This is a genomic window from Portibacter marinus (genome assembly GCF_021533195.1).
GTDB lineage: Bacteria > Bacteroidota > Bacteroidia > Chitinophagales > Saprospiraceae > Portibacter > Portibacter marinus.
In genome coordinates this window covers 403,709-430,629 of the sequence record NZ_JAJNKB010000004.1, presented here as the reverse complement: position 1 = coordinate 430,629, position 26,921 = coordinate 403,709, and the positions used below count along the sequence as shown (strand labels likewise).

Here is a 26,921-nt window from a genome sequence, read left to right as displayed (position 1 = left end):
TACGACAGTACTCAAAGCGAATGAACCGCGAAAGCGGGTGGGCGGGCAAGGGCGATACAACAATTCACCCTTAGGTAACTTATAACTTAGCTTTAATCGCTTCTGTTAGATCCTCAGAATCCTCGTATATGAAAGAGCGTTCCCGAAGGGTTGAGTACGACAGTACTCAAAGCGAATGAACCGCGAAAGCGGGTGGGCGGGCAAGGGCGATACAACAATTCACCCTTAGGTAACTTATAACTTAGCTTTAATCGCTTCTGTTAGATCCTCAGAATCCTCGTACAATATCGCCCCCAAACCACTATCAAAAATCATCGTGAATCCATTTTCCTTGCCATACTGCTCAATCACCGATCTCACTTTTTCAAAAATTGGATCATACAACGTTTGTCGCTTTTCCATCAATTTGTTCTGCATCTCCTGCTGGTAAACTTGTATAGACTGTTGCTCCTGAGTCAATTGACCTTCTATTTCCTGTGCCTGAATCTGTGAAAGATCTCCACTATTGGCTTTGATTTGATAATCCTGATAGTTTTTTTGAAACTTGGTCACCATATCCTCACCTACTTTTGCCAGCTGCTCCTGGTAAGTTTTTAATTCTGCATCCGCACTTGTAATCTCGGCCATTTCTGCCATTAACTCCGCCGAGTTAAGGTGACCAAACTTTTGTGCATGAAGTACAAACGTAGCTCCAAACATCACTAAAGCAACAAAAAATAGTCTTGTAATCTGATTTGAGTATCTCATTCGAAATTGTTTCTTTGTAATAAGGACGCAAAAGTAAACTTACGGTCGCGGAAAAACTAATTCTTTAACCAAACTTTAAGAAAAATCAGCATGAAGCTTTAATTAAGGCATAAAAAAAAGCCCTGAATCAGGGCTTTGATCAATTTAAATTGATTTATTTATTATGCGTCGTTAGATTTCTTTTCAAGAATTGCTTCCTTCCTTGGCTCTTCAATTTCCTTCATATTCTCCTTAATCTCAGATTCTATATTGGCCTTGGCATTGTTGAACTCTTTAATACCTTTTCCCAATCCTCTCATTAATTCAGGAATTTTCCTTCCTCCAAAGAGTAAAAGTACCACTAAAACGATAAGTATGATTTCGGGACCTCCCAGACTAAATATTAATGTAGAATTCATTTTCTTAAATTTTTATCAAAGTTACAACGAAAAAACAAGTATTGCACAGTATTAATTCCCGAATTTCTCAGAGATTTGTCTGAATTACTTCTTTAAGCCAATTTCTCGTAACCTCTCATCGAGATATTCTCCTGCCGTTATAGGTTCGTATGCCAATTGTCTATCTTCTGTAACAGTACTCGGCAAACAGGTCAAATCCATTTCACTCACCGGATGCAAGAAAAAGGGTATCGACAATCTTGGTTTGTGCCATTCAGCCTTTGGTGGGTTTACTACCCTGTGGGTTGTAGAAATAAGATAATTATTGGTCAATCGCTGGAGCATATCTCCCACATTGATTACAATCTCTCCTTCTCCCGGGACAATATCCAACCATTCTTTTTCGGCCGTATAAATCTGTAAACCACCAGCAGATGCCCCTACCAAAAGCGTGATCAGGTTGATATCTTCATGTTGCTCTGCTCGTATAGCATTTTTGGGTTCTTCAGTAATCGGGGGATAGTGAATTGCTCTTAATATGCTATTGCCTTTCGCAATTTTATCATCGAAAAAATCCTCAGCAAGTCCAAGATGCAATGCAATGGCCTTTAGTAAATGGCTACCGGACAACTCAAATGCTTTATAAAGTCGTTTCCCTAATTCATAAAAGCCATCCACCTCTTTTACATCTGGATTATCAGGATATTCTGGCTTTCTAGGATCATCATCGTCAACAAATTGACCTATTTGAAAAAATTCTTTAAGATCTGCTACCTGTGAATGCTTGGCGTGCTCTTTACCAAAAGAGGTATAACCTCTTTGACCGGCCATATTTTTTAGTTCATATGATTTTTTAACCGCTACAGGAAGGGAAAAAAAGGCCTTCGAAGCTTCGTAAAAATCGTCGACTAAATCCTGAGGAATGCCATGATTAATCACACCTACAAACCCAACTTCATGAAAAGCATTTCCTAAATCTGCTACAAACGCTCTGCGTGCTTCCTCATTTCCAGAAGTGAATTCTTGTAAATCTACCAAAGGTATTGCTCTATTTCCCATTTTACTTGCTTGGTTTGAATTTGGACAAATTTAATATTTTCTGGGCATCTCCTTCATTGATAAGGTCATCAATACTATAATTCTGCTGCCTTTTCATAAAAGCGTCAACGATACGCCAACCCAGGTAATTAGCCGTTCTGCCGGGGGCCTCTTTGGGCATACCTGGAGAGTTAGGGGAAGGATTGACCAATTTATTGATCTTATTGATATCAGAATCGAAAAATAAATCCTCTTTTAGCAAATAAGCCCACATTTCTACTTCATTATCTTGGACCCATTCCATCTGCTCTTCAGTATATTCCATAATGATGGAATCTGGAGTTGATGGAAGCAATTGATCCAAGATGTAAAGTTTCTTTCCATTGTGAATCATTTTTTCCAGCAGAGTACTGCCTTTATTTGGACCTAATAGGTCTTCGACTAAGGCACCCATGCTTCTTTTAATTAAGTGGTCTTTATTAAACCTACGAATAAGGTAGGAAGAGAATGCAGGATTGTTTGGTATAAATTGAGCATAGGGATAATCAGCGCCAAGAAACAAATCCAAACCAATACCCAACGCATCTTTTCCATTTTCATCTGAAAATACAAATCGTTGAATACCATATTCCGAAATGAAAGTGTAGATCTTTGGAATATCCCGATTTGGAAAATAATATTTGTAGTATTGAAAGGCTTTTTCAAAATCAGCTTCTAAAGATTCGAAATTGCCATATTGAATTTGAGTGGCTTGATAAATTAAATTAATGTTTTCATCCGTGACAAATCCTTTAAGGTTCTCGTTTTCATCATCTGTAAAACCCATGATATTGTTGAGATAGATTTGAGTAAACGCAGGATATTGGTTGAGTTCTTCCAGCACATTATTGGTATCTGCATTCATCATGACTTGTTCTACTCTAATCAAATCAAAATTGCCATCTATGCCACTGACATCCGGTGCAGAAACCTCGTCTCGAACACAAGAGTAAAGCAGCAGTCCCGCTAAAGCGTAAGTAATGATATACCTCATATTGAAAGTTGTAACAAGAATTGTACTAAAATAGATTTAGATTTTCAATAAGCCCCTGTCTTTCCAAATCGCGTAACCCATAAATAACAAAATCATTATGATTTTTAGTATGAAGTTGATTTTGAAATACAAACTTAAACCCACCATCACCACAGCCATCAGGAGATAAATCGATAGGCCTCTCAGGTCATATGGTATCGGTAAATGTTTCTTCCCTGAAAAATAGGCGAAAGTTACCATCGTGATATAGCAAATCAATGCTGACCAGGCAGCACCTACATATCCGATCCTGGGAATCAGAATTATATTAGCAATAATGGTCACTAAGGCGCCTGAAAAAGAAATCATTGCGCCCATGTAAGTCTTATCTTTTAGTTTGTACCAAATGGAAACATTATAATAGATCCCCAGAAAAAGGTAAGCAAATAGTAAAATGGGTACGATATCCCTTACCACTCTATATTCAGCCCCAATGAGATACATGGCCTGATCCAAAAAAAGAGTGATCACCATAAATACCAATAGTCCCGTAATGGTGAAAGCCTTCAAAACGTACGCATAGATGTCGGTGGAATCTTCATCCTTGAAGCTTTTAAAGAAAAATGGTTCCGCTGCATAATTAAAGGCTGTTGCAAACAAACTCATGATAACAGCCACTTTAGCTGCGCCATTATAAGCACCCGCCGTTTCTATGGCATCAGAACTGGCCAGCAATTTTGACACAAAAACCCGATCAAAAACTTGATTAATGGCACCAGCAACTCCCACTAAAATGAGAGGAGAAGAATAGATCAGCATCTTTTTTAGCAGGGTTCTATCAATGGTCAATTTTGCCTGAATCAATTCTGGAATGAGCATGATCAGCACAATCGCACTCGCAATCAAATTGGCCAAAAACACATAGTCTAAATCCTTTCCTAAACTGTAATAAAACGGAAAACCGAAGAAAGAATCTGGATTATTAAAACCTGGTATGATGGTCAGGTAAAAAAGTATGATGACTGCAGTTACTAAAACATTGACAATCTTAATAGCGCTGAATTTTAAGGCTTTATTTTCTAGCCTCAATTTAGCGAAAGGTAGAGCCGAGATCGCGTCGAAAAGCAGGATCATTGCAAACCACTTAACATATCTGGCATCCTCTGCAGAGGTCAACCATGAGGCAATTAACTGAGCATTACTGAAGATGACTAGTGCTAGTATAGAACCTACCAGTATAATCGCCGTTAATGCGGATCCATAAGCCTTTTCGGGATGGTTACTGCGTGTGGCAAAACGAAAGTATGCGGTTTCTAGACGAAGGGTAAAGACACTGATAAACAAGGCTACATAGGCATATAATATGCCATGAATTCCAAAATTTTCCTTATCCAGCACTCTGGTTAAATAGGGAGCCAATAACAGAAAGTTTAGGACCTTTGGCAGAATACTGCCCATGCCATAGATGAAAGTTTCACCTGCTAATTTTCTTACCTGCGACATCGAAGCAAATATACATTAAAAATTATCTTAATATGTTAGGTGTCGAAATAAAGCTACAGATTGCATATGCGCTTCATTCGTGGTTTTACTATATGGGGAGGATGAGTTAATATTTGTATTTCAACCTTTTCCTATTATACATAGAAAGTTAATGTCCCCACCCGATATTGTATTTTACTCATTTTATACTATTTTCGGCGGTCGATAGGTAAGTTCAGCTTAAATTCGTATTTCAAGCCATTTATTAAGAGAAGTACAAACTAGTTCCCCAAGCTGAATGAATTTGATATGAAAAGAGAAAACAATGATCGATATACCCCTGTTAAGTAAAATCTGTGAATTGCCCGGCGCTCCTGGCTATGAAGATAAAATCCGAAATTATATTATTGAACAGATTAAAGACCTGGTAGATGAATGGTCCGTTGATTCAATGGGCAACATACTGGCTGTTAAGAAAGGAAGGGGAGATAAGAAGCTAATGGTAGCAGCTCATATGGATGAAATCGCTTTCATTACCAAATACATTGATGATGAGGGGTTTATCAGGTTTCATACGCTAGGTGGCTTTGATCCTAAAACTCTGACCGCACAGCGAGTTATTGTACACGGGAAGGAAGACATTATTGGCGTAATGGGTTGCAAGCCTGTTCATGTCATGTCGGCAGAGGAGAAAAAGAAAATCGTTCAAATTTCAGAATATTTTGTTGATACGGGTTTGCCAGCTGATAAAGTAAAGGAGATTATAGAGATTGGTAGTCCGATTACCAGGGAAAGGTCCTTAATAGAAATGGGCGATTGCGTAAATTCAAAGTCTATAGACAATAGGGTTTCCGTATACATTCTCGTTGAGGCTTTGAAAGAACTTCATGGGAAGGATATTCCTTATGATTTAATTGCTGCATTCACTGTTCAGGAAGAAGTAGGGCTTAGAGGAGCGATAACCTCCTCATCTGGTGTCAATCCTGATTTTGGAATTGCGCTTGATACCACCATAGCCTACGATTTACCGGGAGCTAAACCAGAAGAAAAAATTACATGCCTGGGTAAAGGTGCAGCCATTAAGATTTTGGATGGTTCTACAATATGTGATCATCGAATGGTGAAGTTCTTAAAACAAACTGCTGATGCTAATGAAATTCAATGGCAGCCGGAAGTTTTGCCCGCCGGAGGAACAGATACTGCAGGCTTGCAACGCTCTTCTCAAGGTGGAGCTATTGCAGGTGCCATCTCAATACCTACTCGAAACTTGCATCAGGTCATAGAAATGGCACATAAGCAGGATATCAGAAATTGTATCGATTTATTGGTAGCGGCGATCGAAGGCATCGATGAATTTAATTGGGCCTTTTGATTTTAGGTAAATGTCTGATATTTTGACGAACTAGCGTTGATATCAACATCACACATTGACATAAACCTGCCTCAAATGAAGAAAACAACGAATTGTCGCCAGCTAGGTGGCGCTTGTGATCGTGAATTTCAAGCAGATTCTTTCGAAAAAATGGCTGAGCTGAGCTAAAAGCACGGACAGGAAATGTTAGAAAAAGGTGACGAGGGGCACATCGAAGCCCTGAAAAAAATGATAGACATAATGAAAGTTCCTGATTCCATGCAAAAATGGTATGCTTCACAGAAGCAGGAATTTGATAACATTTAATGCTTAAGTACCTGGGATAATCTTAATTCGACTCCTTTATCTGCTTTGCGTCGGTCAAAATATACATGAGTCTGTTGACATCCGAATCATTTAGTGTCAGGGTACCTTTAAGCTCCACTTGTTCGGCGGTATACTTTACAGGTTCAGAAGCACTTACCTCCATAACCGTTTCAGGACCGGCACCTCCACAGAAAAAGCACATATTATAAGGATAGGCTGAGAATATAAACTCTTTATGTGACTTATAACCTTCTACCGGTATGATGTAACCTTTTATGGTGATTTCTTTGCCTTCCATGGCTTTGATGTCGTCACTAAAAACGGGCACATCTACTTTAAAGCCCATCAATTCGTCGTACTCTTTTTTATACGTAATTTTACCCAGGGTCTTCCAGGTGTTGGCCTCAGACTGCGCATTTATTTGAATAAAGAATGCTAGTATCAAAAACGATAATAAGTACTTCATATTTATGATTGAATGTCAAATTTACTAAATGCTTAACAAAACAAGAGGTGTGAATGATTCGAAATAAGCATTTAATTTAATGTTAATTAAGTGTTTTTCGAATTAAAAAGCTTCCATCTGTTCACCAACTTACCGAATAACGGGTGCTTAGGTTCGCTCAAAGGACCCGTGAAGGGCTTGCCCATTTTGAGATAGTATTCATAAAAATACCTTGCCGTCATGCCCCATTTCTTAAGAAAAGTCATTCTTCCATCATTCCTCTTCTCAGATAACCTCGCCGTACTTTTAGAACCGAAGTGATAAACCCGGCTGCTTTCTACCCCTCTGAAATATCGAACACCTGCATCCCATGCTTTCATGGCCAGATCAGGATCTGAATACATTCCCGGACTAAATTCCTGACTAAATCCGCCAATTCGATCCCATAAATCTGTCGGTAGCCAAAGTGGAGGCCATGCACTTCCAGACCAATCTTGATAAGGAATAGAATTGTATGTTCTAAGCAGTTTTTCTTCTTGAAATTCATGCAATTGGCTACCAAAGTCCGCATATATAGACGCAGATGACCCATGATGACTGGGCTCGATCATGGTAGAAGACAACAAAAAAGGTTCCTCAAGACCGTCTGCAACTTCTAAAATTGCTGTGTCCCATCCTGGTAGAACATACATGTCATCATTGAGATAACAAATTAATGAGGAATCGACCAGCTCACGAAGCGCATTCATGGCGGTACATATGCCCACATTTTGCTGGTTTGAGAGGTATTCAATCTTTCGTTCTTTGAGATACTGGATGGTTTTATCCTCGGCTTCATTGACATAAACCAAGATCTGAAATTGAGCAGCACTGTGTTTTATGATACTTTGGATGCAATGAATGAGCAATTCATGATTTTTCCATGTGGGAATCAGTATGCTGTAGTCATATTTCATCCACAAATCTGAATTTAAGAAATTTGATTTTGCGACCATCTAAGAGATGAGATCGTTCATAGTAAGTTTTGATCTCCAATTCCTGAAACTCCAGGTCATCGCTGTATATATCGTCTTTATCATAAATCGTTTCCAGATCGTCTCTTTCGACCAAAACCTCTTTAGTGTATGCATACAGTTCGGGTGAGTCGGTTTTCAGATTGATGATGCCTCCCGGTTCTAAGATTTCTTTGTAACGGTTTAGAAAGTTCGGTGAAGTCAATCGACGATTTTCTTTACTGTCTTTCAGAAAAGGATCAGGAAAAGTAATCCAAATTTCACTTACTTCTGCTTTATCAAAGAAAAGATTAATTTGCTCGATTCGCGTTCTCAGAAAAGCAACATTGTTCATTTTGCTGTCCAATGCTTGTTTGGCGCCTTTCCAGATTCTAGCTCCCTTGACATCTACTCCTATAAAATTTTTAGAAGGATACATTTCTCCCAGGCCCAGGGAGTATTCTCCTCTTCCACACGCTAATTCGAGAACCAATGGATGCTCGATCTTAAAATGACCACCGTTCCACTTCCCTTTTAAATCAATCGGTTCATGATTAATGCCCACCAGCTGTGGATGCTTAGGGTCATAGTTTTCGTACACATTAGGGAATGAGACAATTTCGGCAAACTTCTGGAGTTTGTTCCTTGAAGCCATGTATTATTTTTTATGCAAAGGTAAGTTTTCTAGAGAATTTCGTCGAGTACAGACTGGTAGTCATTGAATTCATGTAAGTTTCTGTGACCGGCACCCTCGATGGTGAAGAAGTGATCTTCCGTTTCCAGAATTTTTTTCAGCTTACTGGCAGATTTTAATGGGACGATAAAGTCTTTTGTACCCTGTATGATCAGAGTGGTCATTTTATTATTCTGGATATTGAGGTGATTGGGAAATTTATATTTCATTTCCACGGGAACGATAAGAATAGGGAATCTGGTTTTCACCAGTTCCGGCATATTATAAAACGGGGTTTCCAGGATTAATTTTTCAGCTGGGTGGTGTGTTGACAAATGTGAAGCTACACCGGTTCCCAATGACCTTCCCCAAAGAATGATTTTTTTATTGGGATGATGCTCTTCGGCCCATGCATAGACTAATTCTGCGTCTTCATACATACCTTCTTCACTAACATCACCATCGGATTTTCCATAACCGCGATAATCAATAGCCACCACATCATATCCTCTTTGTACCACATCGGGAAGATAGTTGCCCCAGTGTTGTAAGTTTCTGGAATTACCGTGAAAATAAATGACCAGCGCTTTTGATTCTTCGGATGGAAAATAAAGCGAATTGACCATTTGCCCATTTTCATGTTCAAGGTTGAATTCTTCGAATGGGATATCAAATTGAAAGGTGTGATCCTTTGATAAGGAATCCGGTCGGAATATTAATTTTTTTTGTACGGTATATAAAAAGCTCACGATGATAGAATAAAAACCAATGGTCGAGAATAAATATACTGTAGATTTTTTTGCGATGGTGGACATTTTTATGAATTCTGTATGTAAGACGAAATATGATGAGTAAATGTTCCTTCTTCTCTTTCTTTTTTAATGAATAAGTATTGTTCTTGACTTGTGTCAATCAATTATCATGATCTTTAAATCACAAAGTTCTGAAAAGAACCGTTTTAACATCACCTTGAAACACTTCAATAAAAAACAATATCTTTGCGTCCTCAAATTTTTAAAGATGAACTATAAAGCAATTATCCTTGCTATTATTTGTATTTTTTGTTTAGGATCAATTAATGCTCAACGATACAATATTGGGATTCGTGCAGGCTTAAATTATTCCAAAATATTTGGTCCCGCAGAACAAGGCCTTAAAGAAGTTCATAGATTCAACAATGGTATTCATTTTGGATTAACTTATTCCTATAAATTTACGGAACGATTTGGGATTAAAACTGAGATTGCCTACAGCTCCGTCGGTTCGAAAGATTCGATTGTAGGAGATGGTTATTATCTGGTAGGTACCAACAGTCCCTCTATTCCTACATTTGAAATAGAAGGTTATACAGAAAGATACCTGGAGAGAACCAATTCATATATTAACGTACCATTTCATGCTTATTTTAAGCCCATCGAAAAGCTTGAGTTGTTTGGAGGACCTTATGTCGCCTTTCTGATCAACCCAACTGCAGGGGGAACACTAAGATTTGATGATGGAAGTGATATAGAAAAGTATAGTTTCATACAATCTTTGGACTACAATTACTACACCGATAAGGAAGGTCGAGGAAAAAATACAGAAGCGATAACCATCATAGTTGACGAACAGCCCTACACTTTTCCCCAAGCTGCCGGGGCTTACTATCAATTCCAACAAAAGAATGGCGGATTGTATCGATGGATTGATGCGGGACTTTCAGTTGGGGCACAATATTACATTAACCGAAGTTTCTTTGCCGGATTTAGGGCAGACTATGGTCTTGTAGACATCACGAGAAAGGCCATGGACGTATCTTTAGGCGAATTCAATGAAAACTCTTTCATTTTAAGGGATGATTTTGATCAAAATTTTTCAATGCAGTTTTCTTTAGGATTTAAGTTCTAGATCTCAGTAGCATTCAATTATAAAAGATACGTGGATTAATTCCGCATTCATTACTTCACGAAAAATAAAAAGAGATGATCATCGATCATCTCCGGAAGCTTATAAACTTTTATAGGATGGATTCTCTTTCATGAATAGCATCCTGTCGAACTTTGCCCTAAAGTTACACATTTATATTCTTATAAGTAGCAAAAACATAGTTAAAATTTCTTCAATTGTGTAGAGGTATAGAACAAAAGCAATGATATACCTAAAATACTAAAATTTTATACCTCAGAGTGATTAATTACGAGATAGCTTGAACCGCAACATTTCCTTTATATATTTTGTATTTTACTTACTTAATCTCATCTGATGATAGTAACTAAAGAAGATTTGTATGCCTTTTCAGATTTTGTAGATGTTCCTGCGAATCAAATAGAATGGTTTTTAGAACACTGCGAAGTGATAGAGATTAAAAAAGGGGACAAAATGTTCAAAATCAATGATCCCATCGACAAGCTCTACATTATAATGAAAGGCAGGGTGGAGGTCAAGCTCAAAAGGGGCAACAATTACCAAACGGTGGCTGTCATCGAGCCTGGAGGAATCAATGGTTTTCTTCCATACTCTCGAGCCACAACAGCCATTGCTGAAGGATTGGTTATTGAAGATGGTCATATTCTTAAATTGTCAAAAGATCTTTGCAGGGAGATGTCTCTTCTTCACTACGAATTAACTGCCGTTTTTGTACATGAAATGACTTCCAGAACGAGGGAATTTGCCAAAAGTAATGTACAAGCTGAGAAGATGATGGCCCTGGGTAAACTTTCTGCCGGATTGGCACACGAGCTCAATAATCCTGCTTCAGCCATACAAAGAAGTGCTGGAGAGCTCAAAAAACATCTGGGCAATGTTCCTGAAAAATTCATGGCGGTGATGTCTATGACAGTTCAAGAACATCAGGTAGATGCATTGAACGATCTCATTTTTCAGAAGTTGAAAACCACAAGTGAATTGAGCTTATCAGAAAGATCTGCTTTAGAAGATGAGCTGGAAGACTGGTTGGATGAACATGAAATTGAGGATGGATTCGAATTGGTGGACAGCTTGTTAGACTATGATTTCAGGGTGGAGGACCTGGAAAAAATTTTGGAAATTGCGGGTGCAAAGGATTTATCTCCTACATTACATTGGGTGGGCAATGTGTTGACTACTGAGAAAATGGTCGATGAAATTGAGGAAGCGTCTAAGAGAATTTCAGAGCTGGTGCAATCGGTCAAGGTTTATACGCACATGGATAATGCTCCGGAGAAGGTTCGAACTGACCTTTCGAAAGGTATTAAAAGTACCTTGACCATGTTAAATCATAAGTTGAAGAAGAAAAACATTCAGGTGGAGACCGATTTTGACAAAGATCTGGCACAACCATCTGTGATGGTCGGTGAAATGAATCAGGTTTGGACCAATTTAATAGACAATGCCATTGATGCTATGGATGATAAGGGAGTACTTAAACTGAAAGGCAGAAATATGGATCAAGCGGTTACTATTAGTGTGGAGGATAATGGGAAAGGCATAGATAAGGAACACCTCAATAGAATTTTTGATCCATTTTTTACAACGAAAGGGGTCGGAGAAGGAACAGGTATGGGGCTTGAAATGGTCAACCGGATTATCAAACAACATGAAGGAAAAATCAAAGTAGAATCGGAACCAGGAAAAACAAAATTTGAAATCACCATTCCAATAGATTAGAATGAAAAAACCAATCATACTGGCATTAGATGACGATAATCAAGTCTTAAAAGCCGTGACCAGAGACTTGAAAAGTCAATACAGAAAAGATTATAAAGTAGTGAGTACCACGAGTGCCATTGAAGCGCTGGAAGCGGTCGTTGATTTTAAAAAGAAATCAGAGACCATTGCGCTCTTTCTGGTTGATCAAAGAATGCCGGAAATGTTGGGTGTGGATTTCCTGGAAAAAGCAAAAAAGCATTTCCCAGATGCCAAAAAAGTCTTGTTGACGGCTTACTCTGACACGGATGCTGCGATCAAGGCTATTAATGACGTCAATCTAGATTACTACCTGTCGAAACCGTGGGACCCTCCTGAGCAGAAATTATATCCTGTAATTGATGACATGTTGGACAGTTGGCAAATTGGTTATAAGCCGGCTTTTGATGGTATTCGAGTCATCGGATTCCAATATTCTCCATTTTCTCATGAGATAAAGGATTTCTTATCCAGCAATTTATTCCCCTTTCAGTGGATGGATGTGGAGAGAAATAAGCAAGCCAGAGAAATAATGGATTTGCATGAAGTATCAGAAGAAGACTTGCCCATCGTCTCTTTTCAGGATGGAGAATGCCTGAAAAATCCATCGATTGCTGAGCTGGCCATACGCCTGGGATTCAGTGCCGAAGCCGAAGAAGAATTATATGACGTAGTCATCATCGGAGCCGGACCGTCAGGCCTTGCTTCTGCAGTCTATGGTGGATCTGAAGGGCTTAAAACTTTATTAATAGAAAAGAAAGCTCCCGGAGGCCAGGCTGGATCCAGCTCAAGAATAGAAAACTACCTTGGATTTCCAAATGGTTTAAGTGGTCAGGAATTAACCCATAGAGCCATTACGCAGGCTAAAAGATTTGGAATTGAATTCCTCGCGCCAAAAGAGGTTGTTAATATAGAAGTTAAGGATAAGTACAAAATTTTGACTTTAGATGATGGTAATAAGGTCAATACGAAATCGGTCATTATCAGCACAGGGGTAAACTATCGAAAGCTACAGGCTGAAGGGGTAGAAAATTACAGTGGAGCAGGCGTATATTATGGTTCCTCTATGACGGAAGCTCAGGCCTGTCAGGATAAGGAAGTTTACATCGTGGGTGGTGGTAATTCCGCTGGCCAATCTGCAGTTTACTTATCTAACTATGCTCGTAACGTATACATCGTTGTGCGTCGGGAGGACCTGACCAGCAGTATGTCCAGTTATCTTATCAATCAAATCGAAGCCATAGACAATATTACAGTTTTAGGCGAAACGGAGGTGGTGAAAGCAAAAGGAGATGGAAAATATTTATCTGGCTTAACTTTGTTAAACAACGGGCAGGAAAAAACGGTTGAAGCCAATGCATTATTCATTTTCATTGGTTCCAGGCCTTACACAGATTGGATTGAACTTAATTTACTTAAAAATGAAAAAGGCTTTATCGAAACAGGCAGAGAATTGAGCAAATATGATGATTATCCGAGATTTTGGAAACTGGATCGGGAGCCGTTTTTATTGGAAACATGTGTTCCAGGTATTTTTGCTTCCGGAGATGTAAGGGCGGGTGCGATGAACAGAGTGGCCTCAGCAGTAGGTGAGGGGTCGATGACCATCAAATTCATACATGAATACCTGGCAGAGCACTAAAAAATTACAGACATTCACATTCTTCACACTCTGCCTGGGTTGCGAAGCCTCTCTGGCTGCAGCCACTATAAAAAACGCTTTCGCATGTTTTTGTTTCCTGAACGTAGAACCATCTATCAAAGGCGGCCTGGCATAGCTCATCAGCAGGTGGCACTTCCGTACAAACTGTATTTTCAAATGTACATTCTTTGGAACAACTGAAAATGGTTATAGTAACCCATAAAATCATTCCAAGGGTCAGTAATAATTTCATAACTTAATTTAAAGATCTATCATGACAATTTCCATAATTTCAGATTATATTTTCACTTCTTAGCGGAAAGAGAAGTAATTTTGCACGATTAATTTAACATCCTTATGCGATTATACTTCATGGTCACTGTTATAACAGTGTTTATTTTCTCTTGTAGGTCTGAGGTCAATGAATTAAATGATCCGGCTAAGGTGAAAGAAGACCAACATGAATGGCCTAAAGTGCAAGAAGAAGTGGATATTATGACGTATTACGATGCGGTTCTTTCACTTAATACTGCTATTGAAAGTGGAGATATTGCCGTCCGAAAAGATGGAAACTGGGGTATTATTGACCAGGATAACAGGTTATATTTCGATTTTAATTACGACACCATTATTAGTAATAGTAGTAGTGTTGCGCTCAAGAAAATGGGAGAATTTGAAATCTATGATCCTTCAAGAAATCAAATAGCGACCGTTAGATCGGATGAACTCAGACCGATCATGACTGACTTTTACATTTCTAAAAAAGATAACAAATGGGCATTGATTAATCCTAATGGATTGATGATTTCAGACCATTCGTTCACAATGATAACGGGTCCGCAGAATGGTCACTATTTTCTGGGTAAGATGGATGATGATTGGAAAGCTTATGACCTTGCTGGCCGGTCGATAGATTCTTTAGAAAAAGCACAGGAAGCCATTCGGTGGATCATGGATTATAATGTAGCACTCAGAAATTACGGACCGTATAAGATCGGGATGAATTTAGATCAAGTACAGCGAATAGCCACCATGAAACTTAAAGAAATGGCTGTACAAGGGGATTGCAAAAAATATCATTTTGGACAAGATTTTTTGGACATCGTTTTTGTATTCGGTGACAACGATTCTCCTAATCCTGCACTTGAGAAGATTTCTATACATGCTTCAGAAGTGAAAACAAAGTCTGGAATAGGCATTGGGAGTACTAAAAAGGAAGTGCTTGAAGCCTATGGTGATAAGATAAAGTCCCAAGTTCATGCAGATAAGAAACACATGGAAGATTTGATTTACACTCCTGTAGATAGGCGCGACAGTGCGTATAGATTGATATTTCAAATGAAATCTGGAATCGTGGAATCGTTTAGTCTGGGGAGGCTACCTCTTATTGAGGCTTCCGAAGACTGCCCATAAAAAATTACTCTTCTTCAGATCGCGCAGTAGTTGGAGCAATCGCTACTACTTCCTGCTTTGTGCTTTTCGTAAAATATTTTCTGTAAAAAAGAAGGATTCCGATGACTCCTACCGTTATGGCTGAGTCAGCAATATTGAAGACGAATCTGAAAAACTTGACAACCTGCCCACCCCATAAAGGAAAGTTTTGCGGCATCCTAAATTCGAATAGGGGAAAGTATAACATGTCTACTACCTTACCGTAAAAAACATTGGCGTAGCCGCCACCCTCTGGAAAAAGAGTCGCAACAGTATGTGGTGAGGATTCGGAAAAAATGACGCCATAGAAAAGGCTATCAATAATGTTTCCTATGGCTCCTGCTATAATCAAAGCAAAGAAAATCAAGAATCCGACAGGCTCCTTAGACTTAATCATTTTTCTAATCATATAGATCAAAAAAGCAACCATGAATATTCTGAAAACGCTAAGTACTAATTTTCCGGTACTTCCGCCGTATTTCAATCCAAACGCGGCACCTTCATTCTCAACAAAATGTATTTGAGCCCAATTTAATCCCAAAATCCCAAATGTTTCTCCGTAAAACATATGGGTTTTAACCCAAATCTTGAGCACCTGATCTAGAATTAAGACGCCCAGTACAACCAATGAAACAATAAGTGACTTTTTCAAGACTTGTAATTTTCAGAGCGCAAAAATATAAGTTAAAACGTAATTCTTCATTTTTTAGTGAAAACTTATTAAAAACCCTAACTTTGCGGGCGATTTGAGGCAGAGAATTTCCTGCAAAAGTTTTAAACCTAAAATCAAATGATTATGAACCATCTTCACAATAAGGTGAACCGAGAGGAATTGAAGAAAAAACTCTTGGAGAGTGCGGAAAAAAGATTAACGCTCTCTTTTTACAAATACTACCACATAGGAAATCCACGATTATTCAGAGATCATCTGTTTATTTTATTTGATAAGTTGGGTGTCCTTGGTCGGATATATGTGGCCAAAGAAGGCATCAATGCCCAGATCAGCGTACCTGAAGCTAAGAAAGAGGAATTTGTCAAAGCAATCCATGAAATTGTTTTCCTGAGGGACCTGAGACTGAATTATGCGATCGAAGACGATGGCAAGTCCTTTTTCAAGTTGACCATCAAGGTAAAAAACAAGATCGTTGCCGATGGTCTGAAGGATGATGCTTTTGACGTGACTGATAAAGGTGTTCATGTTGATGCAGCAAAATTCAATGAATTGGCATCTAAAGAAAAAACAGTTATCCTGGACATGCGGAATCATTATGAATCTGAAGTGGGTCATTTCCAAAATGCCATCACTCCTGATGTGGAGACTTTTCGCGATTCGCTTCCGCTCATAGAGCAAATGCTGGAAGACAAGAAAGATCACAACTTGCTGATGTACTGTACAGGAGGGATTCGATGTGAAAAAGCAAGTGCTTACTACAAGTCCAAAGGATTCGAAAATGTATATCAATTAGAAGGAGGAATTATTGAATATGCGCGCCAAGTGAAAAATAAAAATCTGGAAAATAAGTTTATAGGTAAGAACTTCGTTTTTGACGAGCGCTTGGGTGAACGAATCAGCAATGATGTTATTGCAAAATGCCATCAATGTGGAAAGGTTTGTGATACTCATACCAACTGTGCGAACGACGCATGTCATATTTTATTCATACAATGTGATGAATGTGGGAAAGAATATGAGGGCTGTTGTTCCAAAAAGTGTAAAGATTTTATAAATTTGTCTCAAGAAGAACGAATTACACTAAAGACCAAGATTGAATTTAACGGTACGAAATTCGGAAAAGGCCGCTATAAGGCAGTGAAGAAAGACGAACCGCTTGAAATTTAAGAAAACTATTGGTTAAGGCTAAGTAAATGTAGCCTCATCCTGGAACCGTATTACAAAATGACGAAACCGATATTAACATTCTTCTTCGCGTACTTATTACTTTGTAATGTGGTGAGCGGGCAGTGTGGCAGTGGAGATCCTCTCCAAGGAGTAACCATCCAAAATTCAAATTTTCTTTGTGGTAATGTGCTAGATGGCTTTCAAGGTAAATTGCCAAATGTGGATTCGCCCTCAGCTTTTCAACCTGCCGATCTTTGTGCTGGATCGCCGGGAGGAGGAGGTCAGCCGGACAACATTTTGTGGTACTCATTTATAGCAACCTCTTTTAGTTTTGATTTGACAATTTTCCACAGTAATTGTGGTGGACCCGATGAAAGTTACACTATCCAGGCTGGCATTTATGGCGACCTTAATTTTGATGAAAAAGTGGCTTGCCATTCCTTCCCGGGCGAGGATCCTGTGAGTTTGGTTACCAATTCTGCTGTTCCTGGTAAAATTTACTACCTTTTCATTGATGGATTCGAAGGAGCAACTTGTGATTTCACCATTCAAGTGAATTCAGGCCTCAACACGGATCCCTACATATTTGATCTTGAAGATGGCATCTCCGGTATCAGCGCGGTCGAGGATGGGCTTTTGATTCAGGATAATGCCAATGTATGTGCAGGTGATGGCATTCTCTATACCTATCAGGCCCCTGTCTGCGAAGCAAGCGCTGGTTCATTTCAGTTGGATACTTTCTCGAACATGGATTTGTTTTGTTATGAATGGACCATTGATCCACCAGGAAGTGGTATAATAGTGGGTGCTGAGAACGAAAGAGAAGTAGTGATCGATTGGCAAGTACCAGGAAATTACACCTTAAGTGTCGACATCACTCCACTTCCCGAATTGGACGCTTGCGCACCATCTATCTGTACAAACGCGGCTTCCATTGAAATCAACTCCAGTGCGATCTCTTATACGACAAATGATACGATATTCTTTTGTGCTCAGGATCCGCCAACCTACTGTGGTGACGTTATTACTGAGACAACGACCATTACCTGTATAGAGGATAATTCCAATTGCATACAGGCCGTACAGCCTTTTGTATTATTGGAAAATGATACGATTGACTACGGAACCTTTGTTAACTGTGGAGATAAGAATTGTTTCGTCTTATTTGGTTTAGAGTACTGTGTGAACGGAGACTATGTCAGACCAGATACTGGATCATGTAATCTGTTTCACAAGTTTTCCATAGAAGGATTTTTTGTGGATATTAATTTGCCATCCAGCATGGAGCTGGACTGCAACAATGGCAATCTTGAACTCATTCCGAATGTGAATACCAATTATCAAGGCGATGTTGCTTATGAATGGTATATGAATAATCAATTGGTCGGGACGGAGGAGAATATGAATGTAGATGGAACAGGAACTTATGAATTACGAGTGACCTTCCCAGACTTGACGAATGATTGCGGATCTTCACAATCGATTACTATTACAGAAAGTGTCAATGCTCCGGAATTCACACTTAATGTTCCAGTTCTTGATTGTAACACAACAGTAGGCACAGTAGAATTCGTCGAAGTTGACCCCATTTCGAGTATCGAATGGGAAGGGCCAAATGGCTTTGTGAGTAGCAATGAATCAATCACTTTAAATGAAGGTGGTGCATTTAAGTTAACCGTAATAGGTGAAAATGGATGCTTAAGTGATACGACCTTTACGGTACAAGAAGATTTCAAAAACCCTTCAATAGATTTAAATGTACAAGATCTGAATTGCGTGATCAGAAGCACAAACGCTAATTATCTCTCAGATTCAGAAATAGAAAGCGCCAATTGGCTTTTGCCTGATGGATTTATTGTTGCAGCAGATTCGGTAGTCATCAATGAACCAGGTAATTACGAATTAACCTTGATCGGAACAAATGGTTGTTCCAGCACTCAACCCTTCAGCATAACTGAAAATCTGGACATGCCAGTTGTAGATGCAGGAATGGACCAGACATGGCAGTGTAATACCGAAAAGTTAACCATCGAAGGAACGGTATCTGATGGACCTCATGAATTAAGTTGGAGCTTTGTTGAAAAAGGCAACATACTGACCGACAGAAATCAGCCTACAATCGAAGTTTCTTCAGAGGGTACTTATATTCTTAAGGCTTTAAATTTCGAAAGTGGTTGTGAGACAAGTGATTCTATGACCATCGCAAGAAATGAAGATGTTCCAGATACCATGGAATATGTAAAAATTGATCCATCTTGCTTTGAAACATCGGATGGTATGATTCAGGTCATTAATGTCAATGGTGGAACTGAACCCTATCGATATTTCTTAAATGGAGTGCAGGCGGAAGAAGATTTCATGGATAATCTACAAGCAGGAATATATGCGTTGATGGTCCTGGATGATTATGATTGCCGATTAATTGTTGACGTTGATGTAGAGGAGCAACCAGAAATTTCACTCGAGGATATGCCTGCTAAAATTACCATTGGTTACAATGAATTCTTTACGTTTTATGCTGAGCACAATTTAGAAGATGACGATGTGCAGTCGATTGAGTGGTTTGATGCCAATGGTGTTTTATTAGGCGAGTCAGATTCATTGCTATTTCAGACTCAGGAGAGCACTGAGATTGGGGTGGAAGTAACCAATCTTAATGGCTGTTCAGCTTTTAGAAGTATTCCTATAGAAGTAGATTTTGATCTTCCTGTATTTGCCCCTAATATATTTTCTCCGAACGAAGATGGTTTCAATGACTATTTTACATTGTTCAAACGAGATGATTATCCCTCAGAAATCATTAGTATGTCCATCTTCAATCGATGGGGAGAGCAGGTTTTCTTCAAGAGAAACTTTGATTTTGGAGATGAAGCGGCTGGCTGGGATGGGAGGCGCAATGGCCAGTTACTGGAGAATGCTGTCTTTACTTATACAGCAGTAGTGAGATTGGTTGACGGGCAGGAAAAGATTATTCGAGGTGATGTGACTTTGGTACGTTAAGTGACCTCAGAGGTGACAAAATATTCTATCTTTGGCCACGAAGAAGCTTCAACTTCTTCCTGACTATGAAGATAATTTCCCTTTTTTTAATTGCTGTCTTATCTGTTCTTAGCTGTGGACCTTCAGCCGATATTGAGGATTACAAATCCTATTTTCACGATGATCAGTCTCCACTGGAGAAGCAGGAATTTTCAGTAACTTATTTTGGAGTATCAACGCTGCTGTTCAACGATGGAGAAACAAAATTCATCATTGATGGATTCTTCACTAGACCCTCTGCTTCTAAAGTCCTATTTAGGAAATTGACTACAGATAAAAAGTTAGTTAATCAAATTGTTCGCGACTATGAATTGCAGGATCTCGATGCTGTTTTGGTCAATCATTCTCACTATGATCACGCTTTAGATGCAGCCTATCTGGCTAAAAGTACATCTGCTCAATTAATAGGCTCGCCTTCGACAATTAATTTAGGCAAAGGTGCATCGATTGATAACAAACTTTTAGTCTTATTTAAAGCTGGAGATACTTTAGCCATAGGAGATTTTCGAATTGAAGTAATAGAAGGCAAACATTCACCGCCAAAAGTTCTCAACGCCGATCTTGGAGAGGTCATAGACGAACCACTCACACAGCCTGCTAGATTTTCGGCATACAAAGAAGGAGGGACTTTTGATTTTATGATCACCAGAGGCCAAACTAAAGTTTTTGTGAAATCCAGTCCCAACTTCAAGGCTGATGCATTAAATCGTTACAAAGCAGATGTTGCATTTCTGGCGACAGGTAGTATTGGCACAGGTGGAAAAGATTTTATCAATCAATATTATGAGCAAACGATAGCTAAGCTAGAGCCTGAAATATTGATCCCCACCCACTGGGATAACTTCCTCAGAAAGGACATAAAGGCTTTGAAAATGATGCCATACTATATGGATAGGGCCAAGACCACCTTTGAAGTACTTCAGAGAAGGACTGAAAATGACAACACCGACCTGAAAATCCTGAGAGGTTATCATCGTATCGTTTTATCTTATTGATGAGTACATCTTATTAATACTAGTTCTTAGGAACATAAGAGGCTGATTGTCGATGATCGTTCATGCTGAAAATACCTTTCGGACCTCTTTTTTCTAGTGGATTTCTTCTAATCTGTACCTTTTCAAAAGTGGGTATTTCCACAAACTTTAAATCAATGGAAAAGACCTGCTGAAGATCAAATACCTTTTGCGAACCATCATGATTATCCCTTGAATTAAGAGGGCTATAGGTCAGCCTCTTCCTGGTTACCTGGAAAATCTGAAAGGCATCGGCATCCTGACCGATCAACCGAGCTTTGATGCTTACGAAATCACTTTGTTCCTTACTTTCAAAAATCATATGAAGAATGCCATCTTGAACGTAAAACTTACCTTGCAATGCATCTGGTGCGTCATTAATCGTTAGCGTATCAAGACCTATTGTATGTGGAATAATTGGTTTCAGCGTATCATCCGTGATTTTTTCGGAAGCATGTGTATCATAGAAAACATTATTCTGATCATCAAAAAGCATATAGCAATATTGTATAACAGTATCCTTGTAATCATATTCTGCTGTCTGTGTAAAGGTTAATTCACCACCCAGGAAAGTATCCTTTAAAGCAATTCCCATGTAGTACCTTCGGTTTTGCATGTCTGTATTTTGCTCAATAAGATCTTTGATTGATGTAGAAAACTGAGAAGTCAATTTTGAATCAAATTTTGCGCTATCCACATAAGAAAAGTTTCTGCGGGCACAGGAAAGGCAAATCAGTGGCACTAAAAATAGAAGTAGTAGCTTATTCATAATCTATCCATTTTGTAAATTGATTACTCTGCAAGCCTAAGATCATATAACGCTTGGCATAAGTCATATGGTAAGGCATAGCCAGTTTATGATGGATGTAATCTTGTAGATCATTTTCCAACAGCCCCAACCACTGTACCGAAATTTCATACCCGATATTGAAAGCCTCAAATCCAATCTTCCCCCTTGCTCTATTAAAATAATTTTCTTGCAGATTGTAATCTGGTACATACTTAAAGCCTAATAAATTTGAGACTTCATAGGCTTCCTGTACATTACCAGTGAATCGATCAAAAGTATAGATGAATTTGCTGTCCAGATAAGGATACTTCAACTCCTGAGCATATCCCTGGTCCAGAAATACCTCCAGAAAGCCACTACCTGTCCACCATCTGTCATAACGATCGCCCAAACCGAATCTTCCAAATGGAGGACCATCATTCATATAGCCAAGTCTAACCATTCTTGCGACATTGGCATTGATAAACCCAGTGATTTGATTTCTTCTATCTGTATTGAGAATCACATTCGAACCAACGGTCAAGGAGTGGTGAAATTCATCGCTTATAGGATTCGCTAAAAATGAATTAAATGCACGTATTTTGATTCTATCATGATAAAGCATAGAAGCCATCGGAGTGCCAATCGACGCCATAACGGATGAAACAAAGTCAAATCTGGCTTTTTTGTAGGTGTCCAGAATGTTATCACCCAACCCATTGTAATAAAGGGTGGCACCCATTTGAAACCCAGTGCTTGCGTAATCCTTAAGCTTAAACAGTGCCTCACCGTATCTTTCCTGGGAATAAAACATTTGCCGACGAACTCCTGCCGCAGCTGAAAAAGAAATAAAAGTCTTGCTGAAAGTATTCAAACCCACTTCCATTTTAATAGCACCTGAAAAATCCCATCGGGCATAGGATCCCAAACTTAAAGACAGAAAAGTCAGAATGGCGGAGAGTGACTTCATGGTTTTGGTTTTTTGATCAATAATCTTACCCTTTATATCAAAAGTTAAAGATTATTAACATAACCATCAACCTTTATTCATAAATTCTCAGGCGATTTTGAAGACTTCTTATTTGTTGGTCCCTTCGTTCCATTCTTTCAAGTAAGTCCAATATAACCTGAATACCTTCTAAATTGATGTCCAAATCATGATTAAAGCGCAGAATTTTTTCTACTCTGGGAAGCATTTCCAGTTCAAGGTATTCCTCTTTTTCCAAGTCGATAAGGCCAAATTCCTTTAAACGCATAATATATGTATGCTCTACACCGTGGCTATCACAAAATTCTTTGATGTGGATCAATGTTCTCGTTTCCATATTACGATTGTAATTTTTGAATTTCCTTAAAAAGATCTAGCTGTCGGGTCGTCAGATTTTCTGGAATTTTGACCTTATAAGTGATGATAAGATCACCGAATTGATTGGATTTTTTATAAACGGGAAAGCCTTTGCCTTTAAGCTTCACTTTGGTGTCATTGTCGGTACCCGCCTTAACCTTTAATTTGACTTTACCATCAAATGTAGGAACAGTTATTTCACCTCCCAGCACTGCTGTAAATAGATCGATTTCATGATCCAGATATAAGTTGGCCTTGTCCCTTCTAAATTGGGTATTGTTTATGATGTTAAAGGTGATATAAAGATCTCCCTTAGGTCCATTATTCACTCCGGGGCCACCGTGTCCTTTGATTTTGATGGTTTGGCCATTTTCCACACCGGCAGGAATGGTGATTCTTATTTTATTTCCGTTGACATTAATGGTCTGCTTTTGAGTCTGGTAAATTTCGGAAAGACTGAGTTGGAGTTCGGCATTGAAGTCCTGGCCACGGAATTGACCTTGTCCGCCGGCCCTGCCACCACCTCCTGCGAAGCCACCACCGAAGCCCGAAGATCTCCGACCGGCACCTCCAAACATACTTTCGAAGAAGTCAGAAAAATCAGACCCCTCAAATTGTTCGTAAGTATAACCTGAGCTACCTCCACCACTTGCGCCGCCAAATGGATTGCCCGAACCAAAAGGGTTTCCACCCCCTGCTGAACTATAGGCGCGTTGATTGGCCTTTGTCTTTTCGAATTCTTCGGCATGTTTCCAGTTTTCACCGTACTCGTCATACTTTTTTCTGTTTTCTGCGTTACCGAGCACTTCATTGGCTTCATTGACCTCCTTAAATTTCCGTTCCGCTTCCTTGTCATTCGGGTTTAGATCCGGATGGTACTTTCTAGCCAGTTTCCGATAAGCCTTTTTAATCTCCTTCTCCAAAGCATCCATGGATACTCCAAGTACTTTGTAGTAATCTATATAATTCATGTGTCCTTGTTCATAATGATCTCAACTATTATATACGAGCTCGGTACCGGGAAAGTTCAATAAAGAATCTGAAATGGCAGCCCTATTTTCTAACTTTGCTCTTGATGAAATACTTCATTCTAGGATTAACCTTTTTCTTAAGCAGTGTGTATTGTTGGTCTCAGGAAATTCCGCAAATTATTTCCTTTTCGCCATCAGAGTACAATGCACACCATCAAAACTGGTCCATCACTGAAGGCTGTGACCATAACATCTATGTTGCCAATACCGATGGTGTACTCATTTTTAATGGTTTACGCTGGACATTGACAAAACTTCCCAGCAACAGAAGACCTAGGTCAGTGTTTCGAGGTAGTGACTGCAAGGTTTATGTGTCAGGCTATGAATCGTTTGGTTTTATCGATATTTCAAACCCCGAACAACCAATTTACAAGCCTGTTGCTGATAGTCTTCTGTTAGGACGAAATCAGGAATATTGGAAAATATTTGGAGATAGTACCAGACTGATGTTTCAGTCATTTTCTGAGATTTTTACTTATGATTACCAGCATATCAAACAACTGGACAATCCAGGTAATATTATGCTGGGCACCGTTGCAGATGATGAATTCATCCTTCCAAAAATAGAATCTGGTGTTTATCAAATTAAGGGAGACAGCATCTACGAAAAAGTATATCAATATACACTGCCAGACGGATCGAAAGTAGTAGGTGTAAGTGAAGGTCAAATATATGTCACTCAGAATCAAGGCTTATTTAGGAGAACGGAAAAAGGATACGAACCCATTGACTCTGACTTAAATGATCGCTTGAAGACGAGTCAGGTCAATTCTTTTCTTAAAACCTCTGATGATCAATATGTGATCGGTACCATCTTGAACGGAATTTACATTACGGATGATCTTAAAAGTATTCGATATCACATTGATCAATCCAAAGGACTTTCTAATAACACCGTATTAAATTTACATGAAGATTCACACGGAAACTTATGGGTTGGCCTTGATCGAGGTCTGGATCTCGTTAAGATCAATCAGCCACTCTTATACTATTATGACCAACAAGGCAAATTGGGGTCCATCTTTGCTTCGATAACATATAAGGACCGTTTGTACATAGGTACCAACCAAGGCGTTTTCACTAAAACCATAAAAGGAGATTTTGAATTGATTGAAAATTCTCAAGGTCAGGTGTGGTCATTTATCGAATCAGATGGCGATCTGCTCTGTGGACACAATAGAGGTACATTTCTAATTAAAGATAAGGCTTTTAAACAGGTGTCCTCTATTACTGGTGGTTGGTGTATGAAGAAAATAAATACAGACAAGTTCATTCAGTCTTCTTATACAGGCCTGGTACTTTTTGAAAAGATTGCAGGTCAATGGTCTGATGGCTTTCGAATTGAGGATGGTGGCTTGCTCATTGAAAATTTTGAGCTCATTGACCATACCTTGCTTGGATACCATCCGCATCATGGTATTGTAAGAGTGGAATTGAGTGAAGATTTTAAGAGCGTTTTATCGAATAAAACAATTGATCATCCTTTCAATAATGACCCTCTTATCCTAACCCAAAGCGGAGGTTTTCTTTTAAAAACCAGGGAGGACTCCCTCTATATTGGAATCGATGAGGATAAGTCAGGTAGGGAAGATCAGAATGAATATGGGAAGCTGGTAAACAAGCTCAATGGCCTGGTCCCGATAAGCAATACCAGATTCAACAAGCCACATGGTAAAAGTACTGACTATCTTTTCAATTTCAGTGACGGCTATCTCATTGCACCATATGATTACAGTCCGCCAGAACATGATTTTCTGACCATTGATTATGTTTTGGTCAATAACAGTATAAGGACTATTCCGGATTCCAGAAGCCTTTCCTTATCACCCTTTGAGAATGATATTTTAATTCAGTTTCGCACCTTTGACGTCTTCTCTAAGGATATGGACTTTAAGTATAAATTGGAAGGATGGGATGACCAATGGTTGCCGTTGCCAAAGGACGGCCAGCTTGTATTTAAAAACTTACAGGATGGTGCTTATCGCTTAGAGTTGATGGGTGGGAATAAGCCTTTGACATTTAAGATTGCACCTCGTTGGTATGAATCGTGGCCAGGTTTAATCATGTATATGGTAATAGCATTTTTGACCATCTTGTTTTTTAATCAAAGACAACAGTTAAAACTCAGAAAGCAAAAAGAAAAATTGGATGCTGAGCGCTTAAAGGAATTGGAGTCAGAAAGGATCCGTGCAAAGAATGCAGAACTTGAGAATGAAGTGATCTATAAAAATAAAATGCTGGCCAACAGCACAATGACACTTGTACAGAAGAACAAGATGTTGATAGATTTAAAAGCTACACTTTCTAAAGAGTTGAAAAGTGCAGATGCTTATAAAAGAAGACAAATACTACACCTGATCGAAATGAATATGAATAGTGAAGATGACTGGGAGTTATTCGAACCTACATTTGCAGAAGTTCATGAAGATTTTTTGGATAAATTAAGAGGAAAGCATTCTAATATAACCCAGGGTGAGCTAAGGCTTGCGGCATATATCAAAATGGATCTTTCCTCAAAAGAAATAGCACCATTGATGAATATTTCAGTACGGTCAATTGAGAATAAGAGGTATCGATTAAGAAAAAAACTAGGTATTGAAGACCAGAGTTTGAAGAGTTACCTACAGGCAATGTAAGATCCGGCGCTGTTCAAAGTAGTTGACTTGCTGGGTTGAAACTCATAGCCAAAGCTTGAACATATTATAAAAATGTATATATGATGAGT

24 protein-coding genes are annotated in these 26,921 nt (G+C 38.9%); 9 read left to right on the top strand and 15 right to left on the bottom strand.

All coding sequences use genetic code 11. The features are described from left to right. Positions 1-234 precede the first annotated feature (234 nt). The 5 genes from L2567_RS12745 to L2567_RS12725 form a co-directional block, all read right to left on the bottom strand. Positions 235-747 (bottom strand): OmpH family outer membrane protein, encoded by a 513-nt coding sequence (locus L2567_RS12745; protein ID WP_235298168.1) that lies wholly within the window; start codon positions 745-747, stop codon positions 235-237. Positions 748-908: 161 nt separating this feature from the next. Next, positions 909-1,145 (bottom strand): Sec-independent protein translocase subunit TatA/TatB, encoded by a 237-nt coding sequence (locus L2567_RS12740; protein ID WP_235298167.1) that lies wholly within the window; start codon positions 1,143-1,145, stop codon positions 909-911. 84 nt (positions 1,146-1,229) lie between these two features. Further along, complete coding sequence (locus tag L2567_RS12735; RefSeq protein ID WP_235298166.1) at positions 1,230-2,183, bottom strand: isopenicillin N synthase family dioxygenase; 954 nt, start codon at positions 2,181-2,183, stop codon at positions 1,230-1,232. A gap of 1 nt (position 2,184) precedes the next feature. Beyond that, the gene (gene gldB / locus L2567_RS12730) at positions 2,185-3,195 is read right to left on the bottom strand and encodes a gliding motility lipoprotein GldB (protein WP_235298165.1); all 1,011 of its coding nucleotides are present in this window, start codon (positions 3,193-3,195) and stop codon (positions 2,185-2,187) included. A gap of 36 nt (positions 3,196-3,231) precedes the next feature. Continuing rightward, entirely contained in the window at positions 3,232-4,677 is a 1,446-nt protein-coding gene (locus L2567_RS12725) for a lipopolysaccharide biosynthesis protein (RefSeq protein ID WP_235298164.1), read from the bottom strand. A 304-nt stretch (positions 4,678-4,981) separates the two neighbouring features. On the opposite strand from L2567_RS12725, the gene L2567_RS12720 reads away from it, so the two are divergent. Beyond that, complete coding sequence (locus L2567_RS12720; RefSeq protein ID WP_235298163.1) at positions 4,982-6,028, top strand: M42 family metallopeptidase; 1,047 nt, start codon at positions 4,982-4,984, stop codon at positions 6,026-6,028. A 328-nt stretch (positions 6,029-6,356) separates the two neighbouring features. Here L2567_RS12720 and L2567_RS12715 read toward each other — a convergent pair whose 3' ends face one another. The 4 genes from L2567_RS12715 to L2567_RS12700 all read right to left on the bottom strand — a co-directional run bounded on the left by L2567_RS12715 (position 6,357) and on the right by L2567_RS12700 (position 9,259). Continuing rightward, entirely contained in the window at positions 6,357-6,800 is a 444-nt protein-coding gene (locus L2567_RS12715) for a hypothetical protein (RefSeq protein ID WP_235298162.1), read from the bottom strand. A gap of 86 nt (positions 6,801-6,886) precedes the next feature. Next, a complete protein-coding gene (locus L2567_RS12710; protein ID WP_235298161.1) occupies positions 6,887-7,735 on the bottom strand; it encodes a glycosyltransferase family 2 protein in 849 nt (282 codons plus the stop codon). Further along, positions 7,725-8,426: a tRNA (guanosine(46)-N7)-methyltransferase TrmB gene (trmB, locus tag L2567_RS12705; protein ID WP_235298160.1), complete on the bottom strand. Its 702-nt coding sequence runs from the start codon at positions 8,424-8,426 to the stop codon at positions 7,725-7,727. The genes L2567_RS12710 and trmB overlap by 11 nt, the downstream gene beginning before the upstream one ends. Positions 8,427-8,455: 29 nt before the next feature. Continuing rightward, positions 8,456-9,259, bottom strand: a complete 804-nt coding sequence (locus tag L2567_RS12700) for an alpha/beta hydrolase (RefSeq protein WP_235298159.1) — start codon at positions 9,257-9,259, stop codon at positions 8,456-8,458. Positions 9,260-9,464: 205 nt separating this feature from the next. Between L2567_RS12700 and L2567_RS12695 the strand changes: the two genes are divergently transcribed. The 3 genes from L2567_RS12695 to L2567_RS12685 all read left to right on the top strand — a co-directional run bounded on the left by L2567_RS12695 (position 9,465) and on the right by L2567_RS12685 (position 13,728). Continuing rightward, entirely contained in the window at positions 9,465-10,331 is an 867-nt protein-coding gene (locus tag L2567_RS12695) for an outer membrane beta-barrel protein (protein WP_235298158.1), read from the top strand. Positions 10,332-10,685: 354 nt separating this feature from the next. Further along, a complete protein-coding gene (locus L2567_RS12690; RefSeq protein WP_235298157.1) occupies positions 10,686-12,068 on the top strand; it encodes an ATP-binding protein in 1,383 nt (460 codons plus the stop codon). 1 nt (position 12,069) lies between these two features. Continuing rightward, positions 12,070-13,728, top strand: a complete 1,659-nt coding sequence (locus L2567_RS12685) for an FAD-dependent oxidoreductase (RefSeq protein WP_235298156.1) — start codon at positions 12,070-12,072, stop codon at positions 13,726-13,728. A gap of 4 nt (positions 13,729-13,732) precedes the next feature. Here L2567_RS12685 and L2567_RS12680 read toward each other — a convergent pair whose 3' ends face one another. After that, entirely contained in the window at positions 13,733-13,981 is a 249-nt protein-coding gene (locus tag L2567_RS12680) for a BPTI/Kunitz-type proteinase inhibitor domain-containing protein (protein ID WP_235298155.1), read from the bottom strand. 104 nt (positions 13,982-14,085) lie between these two features. Here L2567_RS12680 and L2567_RS12675 point away from each other — a divergent pair, with 104 nt between their 5' ends. Next, on the top strand, positions 14,086-15,141 hold the full coding sequence (locus L2567_RS12675) for a hypothetical protein (RefSeq protein ID WP_235298154.1): 1,056 nt from the start codon (positions 14,086-14,088) through the stop codon (positions 15,139-15,141). A 4-nt stretch (positions 15,142-15,145) separates the two neighbouring features. Here L2567_RS12675 and L2567_RS12670 read toward each other — a convergent pair whose 3' ends face one another. Then, positions 15,146-15,811 carry a lipoprotein signal peptidase gene (locus tag L2567_RS12670; RefSeq protein ID WP_235298153.1) on the bottom strand — a complete coding sequence of 222 codons (666 nt, stop codon included), beginning with the start codon at positions 15,809-15,811 and terminating at the stop codon, positions 15,146-15,148. Between the two features lie 144 nt (positions 15,812-15,955). On the opposite strand from L2567_RS12670, the gene trhO reads away from it, so the two are divergent. The 3 genes from trhO to L2567_RS12655 all read left to right on the top strand — a co-directional run bounded on the left by trhO (position 15,956) and on the right by L2567_RS12655 (position 21,033). Next, the gene (gene trhO / locus L2567_RS12665; protein ID WP_235298152.1) at positions 15,956-16,999 is read left to right on the top strand and encodes an oxygen-dependent tRNA uridine(34) hydroxylase TrhO; all 1,044 of its coding nucleotides are present in this window, start codon (positions 15,956-15,958) and stop codon (positions 16,997-16,999) included. A gap of 57 nt (positions 17,000-17,056) precedes the next feature. After that, positions 17,057-19,999: a T9SS type B sorting domain-containing protein gene (locus tag L2567_RS12660; RefSeq protein ID WP_235298151.1), complete on the top strand. Its 2,943-nt coding sequence runs from the start codon at positions 17,057-17,059 to the stop codon at positions 19,997-19,999. Positions 20,000-20,064: 65 nt separating this feature from the next. Next, positions 20,065-21,033, top strand: a complete 969-nt coding sequence (locus L2567_RS12655; RefSeq protein ID WP_235298150.1) for an MBL fold metallo-hydrolase — start codon at positions 20,065-20,067, stop codon at positions 21,031-21,033. Positions 21,034-21,052: 19 nt separating this feature from the next. Here the strand turns inward: L2567_RS12655 and L2567_RS12650 are convergent, their stop codons facing one another. The 4 genes from L2567_RS12650 to L2567_RS12635 form a co-directional block, all read right to left on the bottom strand. After that, positions 21,053-21,820: a hypothetical protein gene (locus L2567_RS12650; RefSeq protein WP_235298149.1), complete on the bottom strand. Its 768-nt coding sequence runs from the start codon at positions 21,818-21,820 to the stop codon at positions 21,053-21,055. Beyond that, positions 21,813-22,790 (bottom strand): hypothetical protein, encoded by a 978-nt coding sequence (locus L2567_RS12645; RefSeq protein WP_235298148.1) that lies wholly within the window; start codon positions 22,788-22,790, stop codon positions 21,813-21,815. Before L2567_RS12645 ends, L2567_RS12650 begins: the two co-directional genes overlap by 8 nt. Positions 22,791-22,863: 73 nt before the next feature. Next, positions 22,864-23,145 (bottom strand): chaperone modulator CbpM, encoded by a 282-nt coding sequence (locus tag L2567_RS12640; RefSeq protein WP_235298147.1) that lies wholly within the window; start codon positions 23,143-23,145, stop codon positions 22,864-22,866. Between the two features lies 1 nt (position 23,146). Next, entirely contained in the window at positions 23,147-24,136 is a 990-nt protein-coding gene (locus tag L2567_RS12635) for a DnaJ C-terminal domain-containing protein (RefSeq protein ID WP_235298146.1), read from the bottom strand. A 104-nt stretch (positions 24,137-24,240) separates the two neighbouring features. Between L2567_RS12635 and L2567_RS12630 the strand changes: the two genes are divergently transcribed. Next, a complete protein-coding gene (locus tag L2567_RS12630; RefSeq protein WP_235298145.1) occupies positions 24,241-26,832 on the top strand; it encodes a helix-turn-helix and ligand-binding sensor domain-containing protein in 2,592 nt (863 codons plus the stop codon). The last annotated feature ends 89 nt before the right edge of the window (positions 26,833-26,921 follow it).